The organism is Corynebacterium sp. UD i78 (assembly GCF_056280545.1).
In genome coordinates, this window is the sequence record NZ_JBWCED010000001.1 from 1,746,019 (window position 1) to 1,762,248 (window position 16,230).

15 protein-coding genes are annotated in these 16,230 nt (G+C 68.2%); 2 read left to right on the top strand and 13 right to left on the bottom strand.

Annotated features, from left to right (window positions below; all coding sequences use genetic code 11):
• Positions 1–6: 6 nt before the first annotated feature.
• From ACZ9GM_RS08240 to ACZ9GM_RS08265, 6 genes are all read right to left on the bottom strand, one after another.
• Complete coding sequence (locus ACZ9GM_RS08240) at positions 7–1,830, bottom strand: LpqB family beta-propeller domain-containing protein (protein ID WP_291473401.1); 1,824 nt, start codon at positions 1,828–1,830, stop codon at positions 7–9.
• Positions 1,823–3,940, bottom strand: coding sequence for an MtrAB system histidine kinase MtrB (gene mtrB / locus ACZ9GM_RS08245; protein WP_476038332.1), 2,118 nt, complete (start codon positions 3,938–3,940; stop codon positions 1,823–1,825). The genes ACZ9GM_RS08240 and mtrB overlap by 8 nt, the downstream gene beginning before the upstream one ends.
• Before the next feature lie 186 nt (positions 3,941–4,126).
• Positions 4,127–4,801 (bottom strand): MtrAB system response regulator MtrA, encoded by a 675-nt coding sequence (gene mtrA, locus ACZ9GM_RS08250; protein WP_291473400.1) that lies wholly within the window; start codon positions 4,799–4,801, stop codon positions 4,127–4,129.
• A gap of 38 nt (positions 4,802–4,839) precedes the next feature.
• A complete protein-coding gene (locus ACZ9GM_RS08255; protein ID WP_476037604.1) occupies positions 4,840–5,532 on the bottom strand; it encodes a dTMP kinase in 693 nt (230 codons plus the stop codon).
• Positions 5,532–7,046 carry an adenosylhomocysteinase gene (gene ahcY / locus ACZ9GM_RS08260; protein WP_291473398.1) on the bottom strand — a complete coding sequence of 505 codons (1,515 nt, stop codon included), beginning with the start codon at positions 7,044–7,046 and terminating at the stop codon, positions 5,532–5,534. Before ahcY ends, ACZ9GM_RS08255 begins: the two co-directional genes overlap by 1 nt.
• Before the next feature lie 108 nt (positions 7,047–7,154).
• Positions 7,155–7,532, bottom strand: a complete 378-nt coding sequence (locus tag ACZ9GM_RS08265; protein ID WP_291473397.1) for a DUF4259 domain-containing protein — start codon at positions 7,530–7,532, stop codon at positions 7,155–7,157.
• A 311-nt stretch (positions 7,533–7,843) separates the two neighbouring features.
• On the opposite strand from ACZ9GM_RS08265, the gene ACZ9GM_RS08270 reads away from it, so the two are divergent.
• Positions 7,844–8,644: a hypothetical protein gene (locus ACZ9GM_RS08270; protein WP_476037605.1), complete on the top strand. Its 801-nt coding sequence runs from the start codon at positions 7,844–7,846 to the stop codon at positions 8,642–8,644.
• A 110-nt stretch (positions 8,645–8,754) separates the two neighbouring features.
• On the opposite strand, the gene manA is transcribed toward ACZ9GM_RS08270, so the two are convergent.
• The 3 genes from manA to ACZ9GM_RS08285 form a co-directional block, all read right to left on the bottom strand.
• The gene (gene manA / locus ACZ9GM_RS08275; protein WP_291473395.1) at positions 8,755–9,987 is read right to left on the bottom strand and encodes a mannose-6-phosphate isomerase, class I; all 1,233 of its coding nucleotides are present in this window, start codon (positions 9,985–9,987) and stop codon (positions 8,755–8,757) included.
• A 20-nt stretch (positions 9,988–10,007) separates the two neighbouring features.
• Entirely contained in the window at positions 10,008–11,396 is a 1,389-nt protein-coding gene (locus tag ACZ9GM_RS08280) for a phosphomannomutase/phosphoglucomutase (protein WP_291473394.1), read from the bottom strand.
• Between the two features lie 71 nt (positions 11,397–11,467).
• Positions 11,468–11,950: a DUF3499 family protein gene (locus ACZ9GM_RS08285; RefSeq protein ID WP_291473393.1), complete on the bottom strand. Its 483-nt coding sequence runs from the start codon at positions 11,948–11,950 to the stop codon at positions 11,468–11,470.
• A gap of 100 nt (positions 11,951–12,050) precedes the next feature.
• Between ACZ9GM_RS08285 and ACZ9GM_RS08290 the strand changes: the two genes are divergently transcribed.
• The gene (locus ACZ9GM_RS08290; protein WP_476037606.1) at positions 12,051–12,584 is read left to right on the top strand and encodes a metallopeptidase family protein; all 534 of its coding nucleotides are present in this window, start codon (positions 12,051–12,053) and stop codon (positions 12,582–12,584) included.
• 25 nt (positions 12,585–12,609) lie between these two features.
• Here ACZ9GM_RS08290 and ACZ9GM_RS08295 read toward each other — a convergent pair whose 3' ends face one another.
• The 4 genes from ACZ9GM_RS08295 to rfbD all read right to left on the bottom strand — a co-directional run bounded on the left by ACZ9GM_RS08295 (position 12,610) and on the right by rfbD (position 16,214).
• Positions 12,610–12,828, bottom strand: coding sequence for a WhiB family transcriptional regulator (locus tag ACZ9GM_RS08295; RefSeq protein WP_174775638.1), 219 nt, complete (start codon positions 12,826–12,828; stop codon positions 12,610–12,612).
• A 433-nt stretch (positions 12,829–13,261) separates the two neighbouring features.
• Complete coding sequence (gene manB / locus ACZ9GM_RS08300; protein WP_476037607.1) at positions 13,262–14,353, bottom strand: mannose-1-phosphate guanylyltransferase; 1,092 nt, start codon at positions 14,351–14,353, stop codon at positions 13,262–13,264.
• Between the two features lie 71 nt (positions 14,354–14,424).
• Complete coding sequence (locus tag ACZ9GM_RS08305) at positions 14,425–15,336, bottom strand: glycosyltransferase family 2 protein (protein ID WP_291473391.1); 912 nt, start codon at positions 15,334–15,336, stop codon at positions 14,425–14,427.
• A gap of 11 nt (positions 15,337–15,347) precedes the next feature.
• Positions 15,348–16,214: a dTDP-4-dehydrorhamnose reductase gene (gene rfbD, locus ACZ9GM_RS08310; RefSeq protein WP_476037608.1), complete on the bottom strand. Its 867-nt coding sequence runs from the start codon at positions 16,212–16,214 to the stop codon at positions 15,348–15,350.
• Positions 16,215–16,230: the final 16 nt, after the last annotated feature.

Consider the following 16,230-nt stretch of genomic DNA (forward strand, 5'->3'; position numbering starts at 1 on the left):
CGCCGGTCAGCGCACCGTCACCGGTACCGCACGGGCGCCCTGCAGGGCCGGCACCTCACGCCAGAAATCACTGCTGGTGTCGGTGTTCCCGGAGGTACCGGCACCGTAGCCGATCTCCAGCAGTGCCCGGCCGTCGAGGATGTACTCGGTCGTGCCGGTGGACGCCACAGCGACGACGGGCGCAGTGACGTTCCGCGAGGTCAGCTGGGTCTGGGTGGAGCCGTCGACCGCGACGACCCACACCGGCGTGTCATTGGCACGGGTGCCGACGAGTAGTTCCCCGTCCGGACGCCACCCCACCGACACCGCGGTGTCGCCGAGGTTCGTCGCGACCTGGACCGGGGTTCCCAGTCGCACCCCCGAGGAAGCCGAGGAAGCCGGGGAGGCCGAGGAGTCGTCGGTGCCGTCGGTGTCAGCGGTACCGGCGGTACCGGCGGTGCTCTCCAGGACGCTGACGAACAGCCGGCCGTTGATGATCATCGCCGCCCGTGTCCCGTCCCGCGACACCGAGAACTCACTGATCGTGGGGTTGTCGAGGCCGAGACTGTTCAGCGAAGGGAAGTCCACTGTGGCCTCCGACATCCGCCCGGACGCCGCCCTGGACCACCGGCGCACCTGCTCACCGTCGGTGACCGCGTACAGCCACTGGCCGTCGGAGGTCCAGGTGGGACGTGATATCTGGTCGGAGGTGTTCACGGTCACCGGGGATCCCGCCGGGTCACCGACCTTGAGACTGCGTGGGTCATCCCCGTGACCGGTCACCGCGGCGACGGAGCCGTCGGAGGAGTATGCGGCCGACTCCAGCTCCCCGGACGCGGTCCAGCCGTCGACCGTGGTGGCACCGTCGTCCGTGACATCGACGAGGGCGCCGTCGCGCAGTGCACGCAGCGACTCGTCCGGCACGGCATGGGGGTCGAAATCGCGGGCGCTGTCGATGCTCCAGGTGTCCCCTGCTCCCGACTGTCCGTTACCCACGGGGACGCCGTCGGCGAGGATCCGGTAGGGCCCACGCACATCGGAGTCAGCCAGCGTCCAGATGATCTGTGCGGCCAGGGTGCGGACGCCCTCGGCGTCCATTGCCGACAGCCCCTGCAGGTCCACGGTGAAACCACCGGACTCCCCCTCCCTGGCCTGCACGACGAGGTCGGAAGACAGGGACGAGACGACACCGTCGGCGAGACTGTCCCGGGGGCCCGCGGCGAGCAGGGAGACCAGTGAGGAGCCGATGTTCTCCTGCCGTGAGTACGTCCAGCGGCGGTCCGGGACGAGGAAACGGCGCGTCGGATCGAGGAAGTAGATGTCCCTGGCCTGGTAGGCGGAGGTGAAGTCGTTGCGGTCCATGATCACGCCCGACGGCAGACGGTCGATCCGCCAGTCGCCGTCGACGAGCACCATGTCGATGGTGTCCTCGTAGGAGCGGTAGCCCGCCTTGAATGCGCCACCGGTGCCGAGCGACCCGGTCACTGTGCCGCGGACGGTGTAGCTCATCCGGTTGCCGGATGCCGCGCCGTCGGCATTGAGGTCGATGCGCGACAGGATAAGTGTGCCCGTGGCGTCCTGCCAGCTGTCGGCGGCGTCGGAGGTGAGGAACTCGCGGGCCGCCTGGTGGTTGTTCAGCGGGTGGGCGGAGGCGGAGAAGAACGACCGCAGCAGAAGGTCGGGTGCCTGTCCAGGCTGCGGGACCGGCACATTGTCCAGGCTGGGGGACGCCGCATAAGAACTGATGACCTCCGGAGAGGAACTGCCCGGGATCGTGGCGCAGCCGGTGACGGAGGCCAGCGCGGCCACGGTGAGCAGAGCGCCGGCGGTGCGGATCTGACGGTCACTCATCGCGGTCCTCCCTGTTGTCGTCATCCGGATCGTAGGCCGTGTCGTAGTCGTCGACGTGGACGTCCGCCCCGACATCGGTGGGGTGGTACTCGTCCATGTCCGCCGCCTCCTCGAGAGCCTTGCGCACCTCTTCCTCGGTGAAACCCTCGAATCCGCCGAAGGCGTCCACCACGTTCATGGGGCCCATCGCCTCGAAGGCCTCGGCGGCTTCCTCAGCGTCCACGTGATCGGACACGTCGAAGGCACCGCTGTCCCCGGTGTCTCCGGTGTCCCCGGTGTCCCCGGTGTCTCCGGTGTCTCCGGCACCGGAAGATACCAGGTGCTGTGGCAGCTCCGGCACCACCGGGGCGTCCTCCACGGCGGGCACCGCCGACCCGGGGTGGACCTCCAGGGGCAGCGGCGAGGAGCGGACCTCTTCACCCGGTTCCAGCGGCAGAGTCAGCCGGAAGCAGGCGCCCACCCCGGGCTCGCCCGTGGCCTCCAGACGACCGCCGTGGAGCAGGGCGTCCTCCTTGGCGATCGCCAGGCCCAGACCGGTTCCGCCGGTGCGTCGCTCGCGGGACGGGTCGGCGCGCCAGAAACGGTTGAACACCAGCTCCGCCTCACCAGGGGTCAGACCCACACCGTGGTCCACCACTGTCACCGCCAGCGAACCGTCACCGGTGCGCATCGTGACGTCGACGGGGCGTCCCTCACTGTGGTCGATGGCGTTGGCCAGCAGGTTGCGCAGGATGCGCTCGACGCGTCGGGAATCGACCGGGACACTCACGGGCTCGTCCGGCAGGTCGAGGATGATCGGACACCCGACCTCCTCGGCGATCGCACGGACCTGTTCCAGTGTGGACTTCACCACGCCGCGCACGTCGATCGTCTCCAGCGACAGATTCGCCACACCCGCGTCGTGCCGTGAGATCTCGAGCAGGTCACCGAGCAGCATCTCGAAACGGTCGAGCTCGGAGAGCATCAGCTCCGAGGCACGGCGCGTCATCGGGTCGAGGTCCTCGGCGTTGTCGTGGATCAGATCGGCGGCCATGCGGACCGTGGTCAGCGGAGTGCGCAGCTCGTGGGAGACGTCCGAGGTGAACTGCTGCTGCAGCGAGCCGAAGTCCTCCAGCTGACGGATCTGGTGGGACAGGTTCTCCGCCAGATCGTTGAAGCTCATCGCCAGGCGGGCGACCTCGTCCTGCCCGTCGACGGCCATACGTTCACGCAGATGGCCGGCGGCGAAACGCTCCGCGATGCGGGACGCCGTGCGTACCGGCACCGTGAGCTGCTGGGAGAACACCCAGGCGATGACGACCAGGAGCACCAGCAGCGTCACACCACCGGCGAGGAGCAGACCCCGCATCAGGCCCAGGGTCGACTCCTCATTGTCCAGCGGCAGCACCAGGTAGAGCTCGAGTCCCTGGATATCCGAGGCCACCGGGGTACCGATGATCAGGGCCTTGTACTTCCCGGACGCACGTTCCACTGTCGCGTACTGGTCGGCGACCCTGCCCTGGCGGACGAAGGTGCGCAGACTCTCCGGGATCTGCTGCTGGTCCGGGCTCGAGACGTCCCGACCGTTGATGTCCGGGGCGATGACCACCGGTTCGAAGACCGTGCTGGACCCGCTGGTGGACTCGTCGTTGCCGCTGCTGCGTTCCGTCAACGACGCACGGGCGGCGTTGATCCGCAGCTGCAGGGAGTTCGAGTTGTCCGAGGATCTGAGCTGCTCCTCGACGGTGACGCGGGCCCGGTCGATGGAGGAGGCCGCGACATCGTGCTTCTCGTCGAGCAGCTGCTGGCTGACGAAACTGGTGAGCACGAATCCGAGCGCCATGATCACGACGAACGAGGACAGGAAGACACTGCCGATGACGCGGGTCTGGATCGAAGTCCGCCAGCGCTGCGAGAGCAGTACCCGGGACCGGTGCAGGAATGTCCGCGGCCGGCTCAGCAGCAGGCTCAGGGCGTCGCGGAAACCGACATCCTTGAGTTCACCGCGCGGCGCGCTGCGGGGATCCTCAGTGTCCCGGCCGTTCCCGTGGCCGTTCCCGTGACCGTTGCCGGGACGGTGCCCGCGGCCCCGGGAAAACGGCAGGATCGACCGGCCGAGGGCGCCACGCACATGGTGCGTGCCAGCGGACGGATCGGTCTCAGGATCCGTGGACGCGGCGGCGCCCACGGCGCTGTCAGGGCCGGTCGGTCCGGTGGCGTCCGAGGTTCCGGAGGTGCCGGACAGGGCGTCGTCCTCCTCCGGATCCGGAGCGGAGGCCGCTGATGCGGGTGTCTCGCTGTTCACGGGGAGACGCCCTTACTCGCCCGTCTTGTAGCCCACGCCACGGACGGTCTGGATGATCACCGGGTTGTCCGGGTCCTTCTCCACCTTGGAACGCAGACGCTGGATGTGCACGTTGACCAGGCGGGTATCGGAGTTCTTGCGGTAGCCCCAGACGCGCTCCAGCAGCTCCTCGCGGGAGAAGACCTGGCGGGGACGGGAGGCGAGGGTGGCCAGCAGCTCGAACTCGATGGGGGTGAGCTGGATGACAACGCCGTCACGGGTGACCTGGTGGCCGCCGAAATCGATGGTGACGTCGCCGATGGTGGCGGTGTCCGGGGTCTCCTCCGGGATACGGCGCAGCCGGGCGCGGACACGGGCCACGAGCTCCTTGGGCTTGAAGGGCTTCGGAACGTAGTCGTCCGCGCCGGACTCGAGGCCCAGGACGACGTCGACGGTGTCGGTCTTCGCGGTGAGCATGACGATCGGGACCGCGGAGAAGTCACGGACGGCCCGGCACACGTCGACGCCGTTCATCCCCGGGAGCATGAGGTCGAGGAGGATGAGGTCCGGGTGCTGGGTCCGGGCGGCCTCGACCGCCTCCGCACCGTCGCCGACAGTGACCGTACTGAACCCCTCTCCCTGCAGAACCATCGTCAGCATCTCGGAGATAGCGGGGTCGTCGTCGACGACGAGAATCTTGGCAGCCATGGTGAACAGTCTGTCACACGCTGCGGTTCCGGGGTGTCTCAGCCCTCGGAGACCGCCTCCGCCACGGCATCGGCGAGCTCGGCGAGCTGCTCATCCAGAGCCGACCGGTCGCCGCTGTTGTCCAGCACCAGCCACGGAGAGCTCCACTGCGCACCGGCCAGGGCCCGGTAGGCCGCCAGCGTCCGGGCCTGGAGCCCGCCGTCGGCCTCATAGGCGTCCACCCCGCGGTCGGAGTTCTCCTCGGCGCGGACGGCGACGCGTTCCGCCGACACCTCGTCCGGGACGTCGACAAGGACCTGCAGGTCGGGCACCGGGATGCCGAGCTGCGTGAACTCCAGGTCATCGACCCAGGCGACGACCTCGGAAGGCTCACTGCCCGGCCCCGCCCCGGACACGGCGTCCTGGGACAGCCGCGCCGCGGAGTACGCCGCATTCGAGGCGACCCAGCGGTCCAGCAGCACCACGTAGCCGTCCTCGTCGAAGCCGCTCAGCTCGGCGGCGACCTCCGCCCGGTCGAGGGCGAACAGGGTCGCCATGCCGTAGGCGGAGTCGACGAGGTCACCCATGTCACCGTGCAGCGCCGCCGAGGCGAGCTGCGCGTGGACCGAGGTCTCGTAGCGGGGGAAGGACAGCCGGGCGACCGGGATCTCCCGGGCGATGAGCTCGGCCTCCAGTGCGGTGACGACGGTGTTCTTACCGGCGCCGTCGATGCCTTCGAACGCGATGATCATCAGTAGCGGTAGTGCTCGGGCTTGAACGGGCCCTCGACGTCGACGCCGATGTACTCGGCCTGCTCCTTGGTCAGCTTCGTGAGCTTTCCACCAAGCGCCTCGACGTGGATACGGGCGACCTTCTCGTCGAGGATCTTCGGCAGGCGGTAGACCTCGTTGTCGTACTTGTCACCGTTGGTGAACAGCTCGATCTGGGCGATGGTCTGGTCGGCGAAGGAGTTCGACATGACGAAGCTCGGGTGGCCGGTGGCGTTGCCGAGGTTGAGCAGACGACCCTCGGACAGCACGACGATGCTCAGCGGGTCACCGTCGGCGTCCGGGAAGGTGAACTCGTCGACCTGCGGCTTGATGTTCACCCGGGTGACGTCGGTGCGGTGGTTCAGCGAGGCCATGTCGATCTCGTTGTCGAAGTGGCCGATGTTGCCCAGCACGGCGTGGTTCTTCATCTGCTGCATCTGCTCGAAGGAGATGATGCCCAGGTTGCCGGTGGAGGTGATGACGATGTCGGCCTCGCCGATGGCGTCGTCGATGGTGACGACCGGGAAGCCGTCCATGAGGGCCTGGAGGGCGTTGATCGGGTCGGCCTCGGTGACCTTGACCCGGGCACCCTGACCCTTGAGCGCCTCGGCGACACCCTTGCCCACGTCACCGTAGCCGGCGACCAGGGCGGCCTTGCCACCGATGAGCATGTCGGTACCGCGGTTGATGCCGTCGATGACGGAGTGGCGGGTGCCATAGCGGTTGTCGAACTTGGACTTGGTGACGGCGTCGTTGACGTTCATCGCCGGGAACGGCAGGGTGCCCTGCTCAGCGAAGTGGTAAAGGCGGTGGACGCCGGTGGTGGTCTCCTCGGTGACACCCTTGACGGCCTTGCCGGTCTCGGTCCAGCGGGTGGCGTCCTTACCGTGGACGCGGGCGAGCATCCGCAGGAAGGCCTGGTACTCGTCGACGTCCTCGACGGACGGCTCCGGGACGATGCCGTTGCCTTCGAACGTGGTGCCCTCGATGACCGCGTTGGTGGCGTCGCCACCGTCGTCGAGGATCATGTTCGGCTTGTCGTCGCCCCAGTCGAAGACCTGCTCCAGGCACCACCAGTACTCATCGAGGGTCTCGCCCTTCCACGCGAAGATCGGGACGCCGGTCGGGGCCTCGGGGGTGCCGTCGCCGACGACGACGGCCGCGGCGGCCTCGTCCTGGGTGGAGAAGATGTTGCATGACGCCCAGCGGACCTCGGCACCGAGGGCGGTGAGGGTCTCGATGAGGACCGCGGTCTGGACGGTCATGTGGATCGATCCGGCGATCTTCGCGCCGGCCAGCGGCTGCTCGTCGGCGTACTCGCGACGCAGCTCCATCAGGCCGGGCATCTCGTACTCAGCAAGGCGGATCTGGTGACGGCCGGACTCCGCGAGGGAAAGGTCCCGGACCTTGTACTGGAGGTCACCGGCGGCATCGACGGTGAGGTCGGCCAGCGGATCGAAGGTGAGGTCGGCGGAGGATCCTGCGGATTCAGCCATGGGTGGAGTGCTCCTTCATAGGGCGGGGTTTATCAGACAACTCCATCCACCCTAGCGCGGCCCGACCACGGTGTTGCCCGTAGGTCGCCGCCTGCGGCCGCCGCGACGTCAGCTCAGTGCCTCGACACAGGTCTCCAGGCCGTCCGGGGCGTCCTCCCCCAGACGTTCCAGGTGTCCGTCCAGGACCTGGAGGGCGACTTCCTGCAGACTCTCCGGGCAGTCACCGATCCGGGTACGGATCAAGGGGTGCTCGTCGACGATGTCGGACGCGGTGAACGGGGCACCTGCCCAGACAGCGGCCACGGTGGCGGCACAGAGCCCGGTGGTGTGGTCGGTGTCCCCGGGGGACGCGTGGTTGAGGGCGACGGTGCAGGCGTCCTGGAGCGCAAGGACAAGCTCGCGGTCGTCGTCGGCCACGTCATCGCACTCGGTGAGGAAATCGGTACTGCTGTCGTCGGCGAAGATGGTCTCATCCCAGCTGCTCATCGACGATGCCTTTCTCTGCGGGAAACATCGCTGGAGTACCGGTGACCGGTCGGTCACCGCGTACCGCTGTACCGGCCCAGAATAGCGACGGACCGGTGCGGACGGGTATCCCCTCGCGATCACGGTCCGGTAACGTTTTGCCCCCCGCAAGTGACAGAAGGTGTGGCGAAATTCACAAATGCGGACGGCGACCAGCCAAAAGTTCGTGATACGGTAGTCCATATCGTAACCTGTTCGTGACTTTTGAGAAGTGACGTAGCCGCCGTTCCCACCCCGGGGGGCGTACCCCGAGAGGAGAGTGACCGAGGATCATGTCGACCGATCCCCAGACACCCGACGGTGGTTACGCCCTTACACCGGACCAGTCAGGTACCGGGGCGGTGGACGCCATGGCCGACCCGTCCACCGCCCACCACGAAGAGCTGCTGCGGACCGAGGCGCTGGCCGCCCGTCGTGGCAACCGTGCGATCGCCCGCTTCGCGGTCGTCGGACTCGTCGCAGCCCTCGCCGTCGGCTTCGGCACCTGGCGTAATGCTGTCCCGGCAGACAACAATGCCGGAGACAGCGCGGTCGTCGACGCTTCGGTGGACACGTCGCTGCGTGCCACCCGGACCGACGAGTCCGGCACACCGGCACCACGCACCTCCACTCCGTCGGAGGTCACGCCTCCGCCGGTGACCATCGGTGGCGTCGCCCCGCTCAGCGAGGACCCGTACCTCCCGCCGAACGCGTGGAACGGCGGAGACAGTATCGACCCGGTCGTCCCGGCCCCGGAACCCGTGCCTCAGAACCCCGGCGACGAGACTGCTACGGACACCACCGACGAGAACCCCTCCCCGGAGGACCCGTCGCTTCCCGAGTTGCCGTCGCTGCCGGACCTCCCCGATTTCCCGGACCACAACGGTGGCTCCTCGACCGAGGAGAGCACCTCGGAGCCCACCGAAGACGAGAATTCCGGCCAGACCACGGAGAGCGCCGGCGCGGGGGGCACTGGCAATGCCGCCACCGGAGCAGCGGAGTCCACGAACTCCGTCGGCGCCGCCTCCGCCACCTCCACGTCCCGGCAGTCCGAGCCGACCGAGCCGACCGAGCTCACCGACGACAGCGACTAGAGACAACGACGGACAACGCCTCTCGGGCCGGTCCGCAGGAGCACCCGCGCGCCGGCCCGCTGTCGTACCGGGGGACACCGCCCCGACCGCAACGCCGGTCAGACCGGCAGTCAGCCTGCCGTTGCGATGAAGGTGCGGCCCAACGAGGTGACCTGCAGGTCACCTCCCGTCGCCGAAGGGACCCACACCGCCTCTCCCGGACGCAGCCGGGTCGGGGCCGAACCACTGGAATCGGAGCCTTCGGCGCCGGACAACTCAGCCCCACCGGCACCCACCAGCACGACCGCCGGGCCGGCAACCGGGGCGACCTGCCCGTCATCGACCTCGCGCAGGGCGAAGTCGGGCACCGGGACGTCGAACTGACCGTCCACGTCCCGCGGGCACACCGGGTCGACGACCGGCGCGAAGTCCATGACGCGCATCAGTTCCGGCACGTCGATGTGCTTGGTGGTGAGGCCGCCACGCAGCACGTTGTCGGAGTTCGCCATGATCTCCACGCCCGTACCGTGCAGGTAGGCGTGCAGCTTGCCGGCGGCGAGGAACAACGCCTGTCCGGGCTCCAGGACCACATGGTTGAGCAGCAGAGAGATCAGCACGCCGGAATCACCCGGGTACTGCTCAGCGAGCTCGGCGGCGATCCGGGTCGGACCGCGCATCCAGTCGGGTGCATCCCCGGCGTCCACCTGGGCCGCCAGCCGACGGCACTCGACGGCGGTCGCGGCGACGAGATCCCGCTTCGTCGCCGACGGAAGGGTGATCCAGGTCGTCACCAGGGCACGGAGGTCCTCGGCGTCGTCACCGGACCCCAGTAGTGACGTGGTGTGCGACAGATCGGGCACGTCCAGGGCACCGAGGAGTTCGCGGGTCCGGCCCAGTGGGCGGAAACCGGCGAGTGCCTCGAATCGGGTCAGTGCGACGAGCAGTTCAGGCTTGTGGTTGTCGTCCTTGTAGTTCCGGTGCGACGCCCCCAGGGGCACCCCCCCGGCGTTCTCGCGGGCGAAACCCTCTTCGGCCTGCTTCTTCGTCGGGTGCGCCTGCAGACTCAGCGCCTGATCGGCGGCGAGCAGTTTGATGAGGAACGGGAGCCGGTCGCTTGAGCGGTCAGCCCCCAACTGCCCCTCAGGGTCACCGGAGATGACGTCAAACAGCGTCCGGGTGTCCCCGGAGACGACGGACGGTGCAGCCGGGTGCGCCCCGAACCACATCTCCGCCTCCGGATGTTCGGTCGGCAGCGGACGGCCGGTGAGCTCGGCCAGGGCCGTCCGGGAACCCCAGGCGTAGTGCCGGACGGTGCCGTCGATGAGGAGCGGGTGCGCCTCGGTGTCTGGTGTCTGCGATGTCACAGGGATGGGTGTCTCCTACCTCACGCCCGGATGACCGAGAGCGCCTTGTCGACGATCTCGGTGATGCGCTCGCCGGTCGGCGCCTCGACATTGAGACGCAGCAGCGGCTCGGTGTTCGAGGCACGGATGTTGAACCAGGAGCCGTCACTGAGCTCGACGGTCACGCCGTCGAGGTCATTGGTGGACGCGGTCTCGTCGGTGAAGGCCTCGACGACCGCTGCGGTGCGTCCTGCCTGGTCCGCCACCTCGGAGTTGATCTCGCCGGAGGCTTCGTAGCGCGAGTAGGCCTGCTTCAGCTCCGACAGCGGCTTGTCCTGGGCACCGAGGGTGGCGAGGACGTGGAGGGCGGCGATCATTCCTGAATCCGCGTTGAAGAAATCGGAGAAATAGTAGTGGGCGGAGTGTTCGCCACCGAAGACGGCGTCCTCCTCGGCCATCTGTGCCTTGATGAAGGAATGGCCGACACGGGTCCGGACGGGCTTGCCTCCGAGCTCGGTGACCAGCTCCGGTACCGCCTTGGAGGTGATGAGGTTGTGGATGATCGTCGCGCCCGGGTGCTGCGCCAGGTAGCGCTCGGCGATCATGCAGCAGATGGCCGACGGGCTGACGGCGTCGCCCTTCTCGTCCACGATGAAGCAGCGGTCTGCGTCCCCGTCGAAGGCGACACCGATGTCCGCACCCTTCTCGACGGTGAACTTCTGCAGGTCCACGATGTTCTTCGGGTCCAGTGGGTTGGCCTCGTGGTTGGGGAAGGTTCCGTCGAGCTCGAAGAAGAGATCGTGGAGGGTAAGCGCGGACTCGGTGCCGAGAACGGCCGGAGCGGTCAGGCCGCCCATGCCGTTGCCGGCGTCCACGGTCACGGTCAGCGGACGGATGCCGTCGAGCGGCACCAGCGTCTTGAGGTAGTCCGCGTAGTCGGTGAGGACGTCGCGGCTGCCGACGGTGCCGGGTGTGCCGTCGTAGGCGGGAACACCCTCGACGAGCATGTCGACGATCTCTGACAGACCGGTGTCCTGGCCGACCGGGCGGGCCCCGGAACGGCACATCTTGATGCCGTTGTACTTAGCCGGGTTGTGGGACGCAGTGAACATCGCACCGGGGCAGTCCAGTGAACCGGCGGCGTAGTAGAGCTCATCGGTCGAGGTCAGCCCCAGCTCGACGGCGTCGAGGCCCTGGGAGATCACGCCGGCGGCGAAAGCGGCGGAGAGGTCCGGGGAGCTGGGACGCATGTCGTGGCCGATGACCACGGTCGTCGCACCTTCGCCACGCATGAGGTGGCCGAAGGCTGCTCCGGTGTCGCGGACGAGGTCGGCGTCGATACCCTCACCGACCACGCCGCGCACGTCGTAGGCCTTCACGACGCTGCTCAGCGACTCTCTGGTGCGGGAGGACGGGGTTGGTGACGTCATGGGAGGTAACTCCTTGGGTTCTGGGGATCAACGGTGAGGAAGAGGGGTGTCCGGGAAAACCCGGTGGAGTATCAGTCTGCGTCCCGGACCGCGTGGAGATGGCGGGCCGGGGTCCGACGCGGGAGATTTCCGCGCGACGGATGGTGACCACTGGGTCGGGGCAGGTCCTCCCGGCGGACAATGGTCCCGGCGGGGACCGGAGGGTCGATGACGCCGGGGACGGTAGCGGCCTCGGGGTCGGCGCCGGCCTCACCCACCGCCTCCATCGCCTCGGCGAGGACCTGCATCTCCTCGTCAGTGAAATCGCTCGAGTCAGTGACGTCGTCGCCGAAGGGGTCTGTCAGGCCTGCAGCGGCATGGTCCTCACGGACCAGGTCCCAGCCTTCAGGGACGGTGAGGCGGGAAACATGTCGGCTGCAGAGGTCCCAGCTGTGCGGGTCCCCGCCGGGGCCCAGCACAGTAACGGTCGCGCGGCTCGCCCGGTAGTTGTAGCGCAGGGTCGCCACGGCCGGGGTACTGCATCCTGGCCTGGAGCACTGTCGGTAGTCAGTCACGGAGGCTATTTTAGCCCCCTGCGCCGGTCCTGTGCCGGACCGGTGCCGGGGCGCGTGGCGTACACCGTGGTCCGGTGGCCCCAGGGTTAGGATCGGTGCCATGACAGGAGCAGGCACATCACCGGGTACGGGTGCGGGTACAGAGGCAGGGCGGCAGCGCGACGCCTCCGGGTTCGGCGCCGTGCCCGCCGCACACCGCGATCCGCGCGGACGGGGCCTGCGGGGCGTCCTCATGCCGGACCTGCCGAGGCACCGCACCCGTGCCGAGCAGTTCGACGGGGCGGTCCTCGACGTCTACGCCGACGTCCTCGACCGGTTCGGTGACCGGCTCGACGGGCTCGACATCGCCGTGGACATGATCCCCCGGATGAGGATGGACGCCTCGGTCTCGCAGTGGTCCGACGAAGTCGCCGCCGATGGTCCGGTGCCACTGGGACGCCTCGTCCCGGTAGGGGTCGACGAGGAGGGGACGCCGACACGTCCGCGGCTCATCGTGTTCCGACGTCCGGTCGAACAACGGTCCCGTGACCGGGTGGAGCTGGAGAACTGGCTGCGGTTCGTCATCGCCAGCCTGGTCGCGACGTACCTCAACGTGTCCCCGGAAACGGTGGACCCGCGCTTCGACTGGGAGTGACTCCCCGGTTCCCCCGACCGGGATGTCAGCCGAGCCGTTTCTTCAGGCGACGCCGCTCACGCTCGGACAGCCCGCCCCAGATTCCGAAGCGCTCGTCATGCTCGAGGGCGTACTCGAGGCACTCGTCACGCACACCGCAGGCGCGGCAGATACGCTTGGCCTCGCGGGTGGAGCCGCCCTTCTCGGGGAAGAAGGCCTCAGGGTCGGTCTGGGCGCACAGCGCCTGTTCCTGCCACTCCTGGATGACCTTGTCGTAGAACTCGTCGAAGTCCGACGTGAGGTCGGAACGTCCGGGATCCACCGCCGCAGAGCCGTCTGACAGCGAAGCAGGGAACTCTTCAGGATCAGCGTCGCGGTATCCGTCATGCCTGTCGTCCACGCCGCCTCCTTTCGGTTGCTCGTTCCCCGTCGGTACGGTCGCCGGATCGACAACGTCTGATTGTCGGGCGTCCGTATATCTGTACCCCCCAGAGATTACACATACGGAATTACATGCCTCAACCGCTTCCCCGTCGCACCGTCACCACACAAGTCACAACTGTCACAGCATTCACTGAAGGTGATGGGGTGTCAGAGATACATGCCACGACATAAGCACCGCTTCGTGCACCCTAACCACTACATGTGGGTTCCCGACCCTTGATTCTGCCCGGGCACCACAACATGTAGAAATTTTTCTAGATATCGCTGGAGAAGCGCAGACCACCGTCCGGGAGCTGCACCCCCGGCCACACCCTGGCCCCACCGACAAGCTCACAGCGCGCACCGATCACGGCACCCTCACCGATCACCGCGTCGCACAGATGGGCCCGGGCCCCGATCCGCGCCCCGGCGGCGATGACACACCGCTCCACCGTCGCGCCGGCCTCGATGACGACACCGTCGAGCACCACGGAGGTGTCTACCCGGGCACCACCGCCGATCTCCGCGCCACGGCCCACGACCGTGCCACCGAGCAGCAGTGCTCCCCCGGCCACCGCCGCCGACGGGTCCACCAGCGACTCACCGTGGCGTCCGTCGACCAGCGGCGAGGGAGCGATCCCGCGCACCAGGTCCGAGGAGCCGCGGACGAAGTCCGAGGGCGTCCCCAGGTCCCGCCAGTAAGCCTGGTCCACATGGCCGAACACCCGGGCGCCACGCTCCAGCAGCGACGGGAATACCTCCCGCTCGACGGAGACGGCCTTGCCAGCCGGGATCTCGCCGATGATGTCGCGCTGGAAGACGTAGCAGCCGGCGTTGATCTGGTCCGTCGGCGGGTCCTCGGTCTTCTCGAGGAACGCGGAGACCCGGCCCTCGGCGTCCGTCGGCACGCAACCGAAGGCCCGCGGATCGGCGACCTGCAGCAGGTGCAGCGTCACCTCGGCGTCATGGTCGACATGGGTCTGAAGGACCGCGTTGAGGTCGGTGCCGCCCAGCACGTCGCCGTTGAAGACCATCACACGCTCGTGGCGCAGGTGGTCGTAGACGTTGCGGATACCACCACCGGTGCCCAGCGGCTCATCCTCGACGACGTACTCGATCTCCAGTCCGAGCTCAGAGCCGTCACCGAAGAACTCCTCGAAGACCTCCGCCTTGAACGAGGTCCCCAGCACCACGTGCGTCATGCCGGCGGCACGGATCCGGGCCAGCAGGTGCTGGAGGAAGGGATAGCCCGCCACCGGCAACATCGGCTTGGGGATCGAGTTCGTCAGCGGACGCAGGCGTGTCCCCTTGCCGCCGACAAGGATGACGGCATCGGTGGACGCTGCGAGAGAGCTGGTGTCAGTCATGGAAAGGTCGGTTCCTTCGTCGTCTGGGGAGAGATAGCGGAAGAGCGCGTGAGGGCACTACGGCCATGAGATTACCCGGCGGCGCTGTCCCGGTGCCGCTGCCGTAGAGCCCGCGTCGCCAGGGCGAGGGTCACCGCACCGCGGACCTTCAGCCCGGCCCACAGCACCGCGCGCACCGGCGCCTGCCACCAGGCGGTGAGGCGGTCAGCCTGGAAACGGTAGGCCGAATCATGGTGGGCGGGCACCGTGATTTCCGGGTGGGAGGACGCTGAATGGCCCCGTGCGTGGGCGATCTCGGCGGTCGGGGTGAAGACGTTCTCCCATCCTGCCCGGCCCAGCCGGTCACCCAGGTCGACGTCCTCCATGTACATGAAGTAGCGCTCGTCGAAGCCGCCGACGGCGTCGAAGGCCTCCCACCGCAGCAGTTGACAGGAGCCCGACAGCCAGCCGGAGATGCGCTCCTGCGACATGTCGGCGTCGTCCCGGTAGCGACGACTGAAGGGATTGTCCTTCCAGACCGGGGCCAGCAGGGCGTGGCCGATGCCGGAACCCAGGGTCGGCACGGCACGCGCCGAGGGGTACACCGAGCCGTCGGTCTCCCGGATCAGCGGGCCGACCGCCCCGGCCCGCGGGTGTCGCTTCGCAGCCTCGATCATCCGGTCCACCGACCCCGGGGTGAAGACCACGTCCGGGTTGGAGATGAGGACGAACTCGTCGTCGATCTCACCGGCGTCCCGACGGGCACGGACCGCGTCGATCCCCTTGTTCATACCCGCGCCGTAGCCGACGTTTCCCCCGGTACGCAGCAGTTCGACGTAGTCACGGGAAGCGGCGGCGTCCTCCGGGGCACCGTCGGTGGAGCCGTTGTCGGCCATCACCACCACAGCACCCTGCGCCGTCGCCGCCGGGACGGAGTCCAGGAAACGCCCGAGGTACTCCCCGGGGGAATAGGTCACGGTGATGATCGCGAGTGGCTTGTTCACGACCGACCAGCCTAGTCCAGGCCCCGGGCCAGAGCCGTACGCCACGTCGGCGGTTCGCCCACCGTCTCCCGCCACGCGGCCAGGTCCATCACCGACCATGCCGGACGCGCCGCCGGCGCCGGCCACTCGTCCGAGCCGCACGGCGTGACCCGCTCCGGATCATGGCCGAGCAGGCGGAAGACCTCACGCGCGAGCCCGCACCAGGTGACCGGATCCCCGGAATTCGTGTAGTGCAGGACGCCCGGCAGCGCCCCCTCCTTCTGTGACAGTGACCACAGACCGTCGGCGAGATCGGCGGCGGACGTGGGACGCCCCGTCTGGTCGTCGACCACCTTCGGGTCCACCCCACGCGCCGCCAGACCAGCCATCGTCGCCACGAAATCACGGCCCGGGGCGTGCGGCCCCGACCACACCCAGGCGGTCCGCACGACGGTTCCGCCGTGGGCGAGAACCGCCTTCTCCCCTGCAGCCTTCGTCGCACCGTACACATTGAGGGGATCGGTGGGGTCGTCGGTCCTCCACTCACGTCCCTCCTCCGGAGGCGTACCGGGGAAGACATAGTCGGTGGAGACGTGGATGAAACGCACCCCGACCTGGGACGCGGCCTCAGCGAGGACGCCGGGTGCGGTGGCGTTGACTCTTTCGACCGCTGCCCGGTTGGCCGGATCCTCTGCCCCGTCGACGTCGGTCCACGCCGCGCAGTTGATCACCGCGTCCTTCCCGGCGAAGCAGCGCAGCGCCGCCTCCCGAAGCTCTTCCGGGGAGGACGCCAGATCGAGAGTCTCCCGGGTGAGCGGTGTGCCGCCGGGAGCGACAAGTTCCCGGCCGACCTGTCCGGCAGCGCCGGTGACCGCGATGTGGGGAGTCAGTGAATTCACAGATGGCCATGGTACT